At 61.2% G+C, this 6170-nt stretch carries 5 protein-coding genes; 4 read left to right on the forward strand and 1 reads right to left on the reverse strand.

Annotated elements, in window-relative coordinates; translation table 11 throughout:
- Positions 1-4 precede the first annotated feature (4 nt).
- The gene (locus tag ACO6VD_RS05845) at positions 5-769 is read left to right on the forward strand and encodes an amino acid ABC transporter ATP-binding protein (RefSeq protein ID WP_400169934.1); all 765 of its coding nucleotides are present in this window, start codon (positions 5-7) and stop codon (positions 767-769) included.
- 173 nt (positions 770-942) lie between these two features.
- Here ACO6VD_RS05845 and algW read toward each other — a convergent pair whose 3' ends face one another.
- Positions 943-2100 (reverse strand): Do family serine endopeptidase AlgW, encoded by a 1158-nt coding sequence (gene algW, locus ACO6VD_RS05850; RefSeq protein WP_400169935.1) that lies wholly within the window; start codon positions 2098-2100, stop codon positions 943-945.
- A gap of 238 nt (positions 2101-2338) precedes the next feature.
- Between algW and ACO6VD_RS05855 the strand changes: the two genes are divergently transcribed.
- The 3 genes from ACO6VD_RS05855 (at position 2339) to cysN (ending at position 6066) form a co-directional block, all read left to right on the forward strand.
- Positions 2339-3097: a Nif3-like dinuclear metal center hexameric protein gene (locus ACO6VD_RS05855; protein WP_422417629.1), complete on the forward strand. Its 759-nt coding sequence runs from the start codon at positions 2339-2341 to the stop codon at positions 3095-3097.
- A gap of 135 nt (positions 3098-3232) precedes the next feature.
- Positions 3233-4150, forward strand: a complete 918-nt coding sequence (gene cysD / locus ACO6VD_RS05860; RefSeq protein ID WP_028943259.1) for a sulfate adenylyltransferase subunit CysD — start codon at positions 3233-3235, stop codon at positions 4148-4150.
- Between the two features lie 14 nt (positions 4151-4164).
- On the forward strand, positions 4165-6066 hold the full coding sequence (gene cysN, locus ACO6VD_RS05865) for a sulfate adenylyltransferase subunit CysN (protein WP_422417631.1): 1902 nt from the start codon (positions 4165-4167) through the stop codon (positions 6064-6066).
- The last annotated feature ends 104 nt before the right edge of the window (positions 6067-6170 follow it).

Genomic DNA, 6170 nt, shown 5'->3' on the forward strand with positions numbered 1-6170 from the left:
TCCCATGAGTGAAGCGATCAAACAGCCTGTGAGCCCTGAAGGCATTATTCAGATGCAGGGTGTGAACAAGTGGTACGGCCAGTTCCACGTGCTCAAGGACATCAACCTGAATGTGCGCCAGGGCGAGCGTATCGTCCTGTGCGGGCCGTCGGGTTCGGGCAAGTCCACCACCATCCGCTGTCTCAACCGCCTGGAAGAGCACCAGCAGGGCCGCATCGTGGTCGATGGCGTGGAGCTGACCAACGACCTCAAACAGATCGAAGCGATCCGCCGTGAAGTCGGCATGGTGTTCCAGCATTTCAACCTGTTCCCGCACCTGACCATCCTGCAGAACTGCACCCTGGCACCGATGTGGGTGCGCAAGCTGCCTAAGCGCAAGGCCGAGGAAATCGCCATGCATTACCTGGAGCGGGTGCGGATTCCCGAGCAGGCGCACAAGTTTCCGGGGCAACTGTCCGGTGGTCAGCAGCAGCGGGTGGCGATTGCCCGGGCGCTGTGCATGAAGCCGAAGATCATGCTGTTCGACGAACCGACCTCGGCGCTTGACCCGGAGATGGTCAAGGAAGTGCTCGACACCATGGTCAGCCTGGCCGAAGACGGAATGACCATGCTCTGTGTGACCCACGAAATGGGCTTTGCCCGGACTGTGGCGAACCGGGTGATCTTCATGGACAAGGGTGAGATTGTCGAGCAGGCGGCACCGGACGACTTCTTCGACCGGCCGCAGAATGAGCGGACCAAGCTGTTCCTGAGTCAGATTCTGCACTAACCCGGCAGGGGATCTGGTGGGAGGGGGGGGGGGGGGGGGCGTGCTATGTTGGGAACGATACAACCGCCGATGGAACACCCCTCCCAGGGGATCTGGTGGGAGCGGGCTTGCCCCGCGATGCGATGTGACTGACAGATCGCCATTGCGGGGCAAGCCCGCTCCCACAATAGGGATCAGTTTTCTTCTTTGGCCGCCGGTGCCGGCGGTGGACGCAAGCCGACTTCAGCCGTCAGCTTCAATTCCTTGCCATTACGCACCACCTGGATCGCAACCTTGTCGTTGGGTTTGATCCGCGCCACCTGGTTCATCGAACGACGACCATCACCGGCCGGCTCACCGTTGATGCTGAGAATCACGTCACCCAGCTGCAGGCCGGCCTTTTGTGCCGGACCGTCGCGGAAGATGCCCGCCACCACGATCCCCGGGCGCCCTTGCATGCCGAACGACTCAGCCAGTTCCTGGCTCAGCGGCTGCACTTCGATACCCAGCCAGCCACGGATGACCTGGCCATGCTCGATGATCGATTTCATCACTTCCAGGGCCAGCTTGGTCGGAATGGCGAAGCCGATACCCTGGGAACCACCGGACTTGGAGAAGATTGCCGTGTTGATGCCGGTCAGGTTGCCATTGGCGTCGACCAGCGCACCGCCGGAGTTGCCCGGGTTGATCGCGGCGTCAGTCTGGATGAAGTCTTCGTAGTTGTTCAGGCCCAACTGGTTGCGGCCGGTGGCGCTGATGATGCCCATGGTCACCGTCTGGCCGACACCGAAGGGGTTGCCGATGGCCAGGGCGACGTCACCGATATGAATATTGTCGGAGCGGCCAATGGTGATCGACGGCAGGTTCTTCAGGTCGATCTTGAGTACCGCAAGGTCGGTTTCCGGGTCGCTACCGATAACCCGCGCCAGGGTTTCGCGGCCGTCCTTGAGCGCCACCACAATCTGGTCGGCACCGGAGGTCACGTGGTTGTTGGTCAGCAGGTAGCCTTCCGGGCTCATGATCACCGCCGAGCCCAGGCTCGACTCCCAGCGCCGCTGCTTGGGCAGGTTGTCACCGAAGAAACGGCGGAACTGCGGGTCTTCAAACAGCGGGTGAGCGGTCTTGTTGACCACTTTGGTGGTATACAGGTTGGCCACCGCGGGGGCCGCAATGCTCACCGCATCGGCATACGACACCGGCCCCTGCATGATCCGCGTGGTCTGCGGCGCCTGTTGCAGGTTGACGTCCTGGCTGGGCAGGCCGACCCATTGTGGAAAACGCTGGATGATCAGCAGGGCGATCAGCACGCCGACCAGCAGCGGCCAGCCAAAGTAACGCAAAGCCTTGAACATTGAACGAATCCTGGGGGTGGGCAAGGGCCGATGTAAGCGCATGGGAGCGAAAGCGCGCGCGATCATACTGCGGCACGCGATGTGCAGAAACTGTTAAATCGTCGTGCGTGCCATTGATGTCGCGTGCAGGCCCCCAGGCAACCGCCGTCGGTTTCCCCAAACCCGGCGACGGCCCATAATGGCGGTCATTATACGGGGCCTTGCGCCGCGCTGAACTGCTGAATTGAGGAGTCTTTTCATGGCTGTTGCCCTGAGCACCCTGGTTGAAGAAGCCGAACGTTACCTTGGCAGCGCAAAAATCCAGGATTACTGCCCCAACGGCTTGCAGGTCGAGGGGCGTCCGCAGGTGACCCGCATCGTCAGCGGCGTCACCGCCAGCCAGGCGTTGCTCGATGCGGCAGTCGAAGCCGACGCTGACCTGGTGCTGGTGCACCACGGTTATTTCTGGAAAGGCGAGAACCCGTGCATCACCGGGATGAAGCAGCGCCGCCTGAAGACTTTGCTCAAGAACGACCTGAGCCTGCTGGCCTATCACTTGCCGCTGGACCTGCACCCTGAGGTCGGCAACAACGTACAACTGGCCCGTCAGCTCGATATCACCGTCGAAGGCCCGCTGGACCCGGACAACCCGCGGGTGGTCGGCCTGGTCGGTTCCCTGGCCGAGCCGATGTCGGCCCGCGACTTTGCCCGCAAGGTGCAAGAGGTCATGGGGCGCGAGCCACTGCTGATCGAGGGCGAGCAGGTGATTCGCCGGGTCGGCTGGTGCACCGGCGGCGGACAGGGCTACATCGATCAGGCGATTGCCGCAGGGGTTGATCTGTTCCTCAGCGGTGAGGCGTCGGAGCAGACCTTCCACAGTGCCCGTGAGAACGGCATCAGTTTCATCGCCGCCGGTCACCATGCTACCGAGCGCTATGGCGTGCAGGCGCTGGGTGATTATCTGGCGCGGCGCTTCGCGCTGGAACACCTGTTTATCGACTGTCCGAACCCGATCTGAGGCTCAAACGGCAGGGTATATTCTTATACTGTTTCGTTCTAGTTGGCCGCCTAAATAGAAGGGAGTGCTGTGATAAAGTGGCCCGCTCGAACACGGCCCGCTGGCCGTCCATAAGATCGTATTTCGTGAGTAGCCATGGTCGACAAACTGACGCATTTGAAACAGTTGGAGGCGGAGAGCATCCACATCATTCGTGAGGTGGCCGCCGAGTTCGATAACCCGGTGATGCTGTACTCGATCGGCAAGGATTCGGCCGTGATGCTGCATCTGGCGCGCAAAGCCTTTTTCCCGGGCAAGCTGCCGTTTCCGGTGATGCATGTCGACACCCAGTGGAAATTCCAGGAGATGTACAGTTTCCGCGACAAGATGGTCGAGGAAATGGGCCTGGAACTGATCACTCACGTCAACCCGGACGGCGTCGCCCAGGGCATCAACCCGTTTACCCACGGCAGTGCCAAACACACCGACATCATGAAAACCGAGGGCCTCAAGCAGGCGCTCGACAAGTACGGCTTCGATGCCGCCTTCGGTGGTGCGCGCCGCGATGAAGAGAAGTCGCGGGCCAAGGAACGTGTCTACTCGTTCCGTGACAGCAAGCACCGCTGGGATCCGAAGAACCAGCGCCCGGAGCTGTGGAACGTCTACAACGGCAAGGTCAACAAAGGCGAATCGATTCGCGTGTTCCCGCTGTCGAACTGGACCGAATTGGACATCTGGCAGTACATCTATCTCGAAGGCATCCCGATCGTGCCGCTGTACTTCGCAGCCGAGCGCGAGGTGATCGAGAAGAACGGCACGCTGATCATGATCGACGACGAGCGCATCCTCGAGCACCTCTCGGATGAAGAAAAAGCCCGCATCGTCAAAAAGAAAGTGCGCTTCCGTACCCTTGGCTGCTACCCGTTGACGGGTGCGGTGGAGTCCGAGGCTGAAAGCCTCACCGACATCATCCAGGAAATGCTCCTGACCCGCACTTCCGAGCGCCAGGGCCGTGTCATCGACCACGATGGCGCAGGCTCGATGGAAGACAAGAAACGTCAAGGCTATTTCTAAGTTAGGGTCAGACCATGTCGCACCAATCCGAATTGATCAGCGAGGACATCCTCGCTTACCTGGCCCAGCACGAACGTAAAGAACTGCTGCGCTTTTTGACCTGCGGTAACGTCGATGACGGCAAGAGCACCCTGATCGGGCGCCTGCTGCACGACTCGAAGATGATCTACGAAGACCATCTGGAAGCCATTACCCGCGATTCGAAGAAAGTCGGCACCACCGGTGACGACATCGACCTGGCGTTGCTGGTCGACGGCCTGCAGGCCGAGCGCGAGCAGGGCATCACCATCGATGTCGCTTACCGCTATTTCTCCACCGCCAAGCGCAAGTTCATCATCGCCGACACCCCGGGCCACGAGCAGTACACCCGCAACATGGCTACCGGCGCGTCCACCTGCGACCTGGCGATCATCCTCGTCGATGCCCGCTACGGCGTGCAGACCCAGACCCGTCGCCACAGCTACATCGCGTCCCTGTTGGGCATCAAGCACATCGTCGTCGCCGTGAACAAGATGGATCTCAAGGGCTTCGACGAAGGCGTGTTCGAGAGCATCAAGGCCGACTACCTGAAGTTTGCCGAAGCCATCAACATGGCCCCGAGCAGCCTGCACTTCGTGCCGATGTCGGCGCTCAAGGGCGATAACGTGGTCAACCGCAGCGAGCGTTCGCCGTGGTACACCGGCCCGGCGCTGATGGAAATTCTGGAAACCGTGGAAGTGGCGGCCGACCGCAACTTCACCGACCTGCGTTTCCCGGTGCAGTACGTCAACCGGCCGAACCTGAACTTCCGTGGCTTTGCCGGTACCCTGGCCAGCGGCGTGGTGCACAAGGGCGATGAAATCGTCGTGCTGCCGTCGGGCAAGAGCAGCCGGGTCAAATCCATCGTCACCTTCGAAGGTGAACTGGAGAACGCCGGCCCGGGCCAGGCCGTGACCCTGACCATGGAAGACGAGATCGACATCTCCCGTGGCGACCTGCTGGTACATGCCGACAACGTCCCGCCGGTAACCGACCAGTTCGACGCCATGCTGGTGTGGATGGCCGAAGAGCCGATGCTGCCGGGCAAGAAATACGACATCAAGCGCGCCACCAGCTACGTGCCGGGCTCGATTGCCAGCATCACCCACAAGGTCGATGTGAACACCCTCGAGCAGGGCGCCGCGAGTGCCTTGCAGCTCAATGAAATCGGCAAGGTCAAGGTCAGCCTCGACGCGCCGATTGCCCTCGACGGCTATGACAGTAACCGCACCACCGGTGCCTTTATCGTTATCGACCGCCTGACCAACGGCACTGTTGGCGCCGGCATGATCATCGCGCCGCCGGTTGTGCCGCACGGCACCATCGGTCAGCACGGCAAACTGGCTCACGTCGACACTGCAGAGCGTGCCCTGCGTTTCGGCCAGCAGCCTGCCACCGTGCTGTTCAGTGGCCTCTCGGGCGCCGGCAAGAGCACCCTGGCGTATGCCGTGGAGCGCAAGCTGTTCGACATGGGCCGTGCGGTTTATGTGCTAGATGGCCAGAACCTGCGTCATGACCTGAACAAAGGCTTGCCACAGGACCGCGCCGGGCGTACCGAGAACTGGCGTCGTGCCGCGCACGTGGCGCGTCAGTTCAACGAAGCCGGTCTGCTGACCCTGGCTGCATTCGTTGCTCCGGATGCCGAAGGCCGTGAACAGGCCAAGGCGTTGATCGGCAAAGAGCGCCTGATCACCGTTTACGTCCAGGCCTCGCCAATGGCTTGCCGTGAGCGTGATCCGCAAGGCCTGTACGCTGCCGGTGGCGACAACATCCCGGGTGATAGCTTCCCGTATGACGTACCGCTGGATGCCGACCTTGTGGTCGATACCCAGAACGTCAGTCTGGAAGAGGGCGTCAAGCAGGTGCTGGAGCTGCTGCGTAAGCGTGGCGCGATCTAAGTATTGCGGTTGAACAAGAAACCCCACCCAGGTGGGGTTTTTTGTGGCCTGGAGAACCGCATCGCGGGGGGGGGGAGGGAGATCCCCGGCTGCCCCACGTACTT

The organism is Pseudomonas sp. GZD-222, assembly GCF_049310525.1.
Taxonomy (GTDB): Bacteria; Pseudomonadota; Gammaproteobacteria; order Pseudomonadales; family Pseudomonadaceae; genus Aquipseudomonas.

What these genes read in the sequence shown, in the direction of transcription:
- cysN (WP_422417631.1), top strand. Translation starts at nt 4,165, where the DNA reads ATGTCGCACCAATCCGAATTGATCAGCGAGGACATCCTCGCTTACCTG.
- ACO6VD_RS05845 (WP_400169934.1), top strand. Translation starts at nt 5, where the DNA reads ATGAGTGAAGCGATCAAACAGCCTGTGAGCCCTGAAGGCATTATTCAG.
- algW (WP_400169935.1), bottom strand. Translation starts at nt 2,100, where the DNA reads ATGTTCAAGGCTTTGCGTTACTTTGGCTGGCCGCTGCTGGTCGGCGTG.
- ACO6VD_RS05855 (WP_422417629.1), top strand. Translation starts at nt 2,339, where the DNA reads ATGGCTGTTGCCCTGAGCACCCTGGTTGAAGAAGCCGAACGTTACCTT.
- cysD (WP_028943259.1), top strand. Translation starts at nt 3,233, where the DNA reads ATGGTCGACAAACTGACGCATTTGAAACAGTTGGAGGCGGAGAGCATC.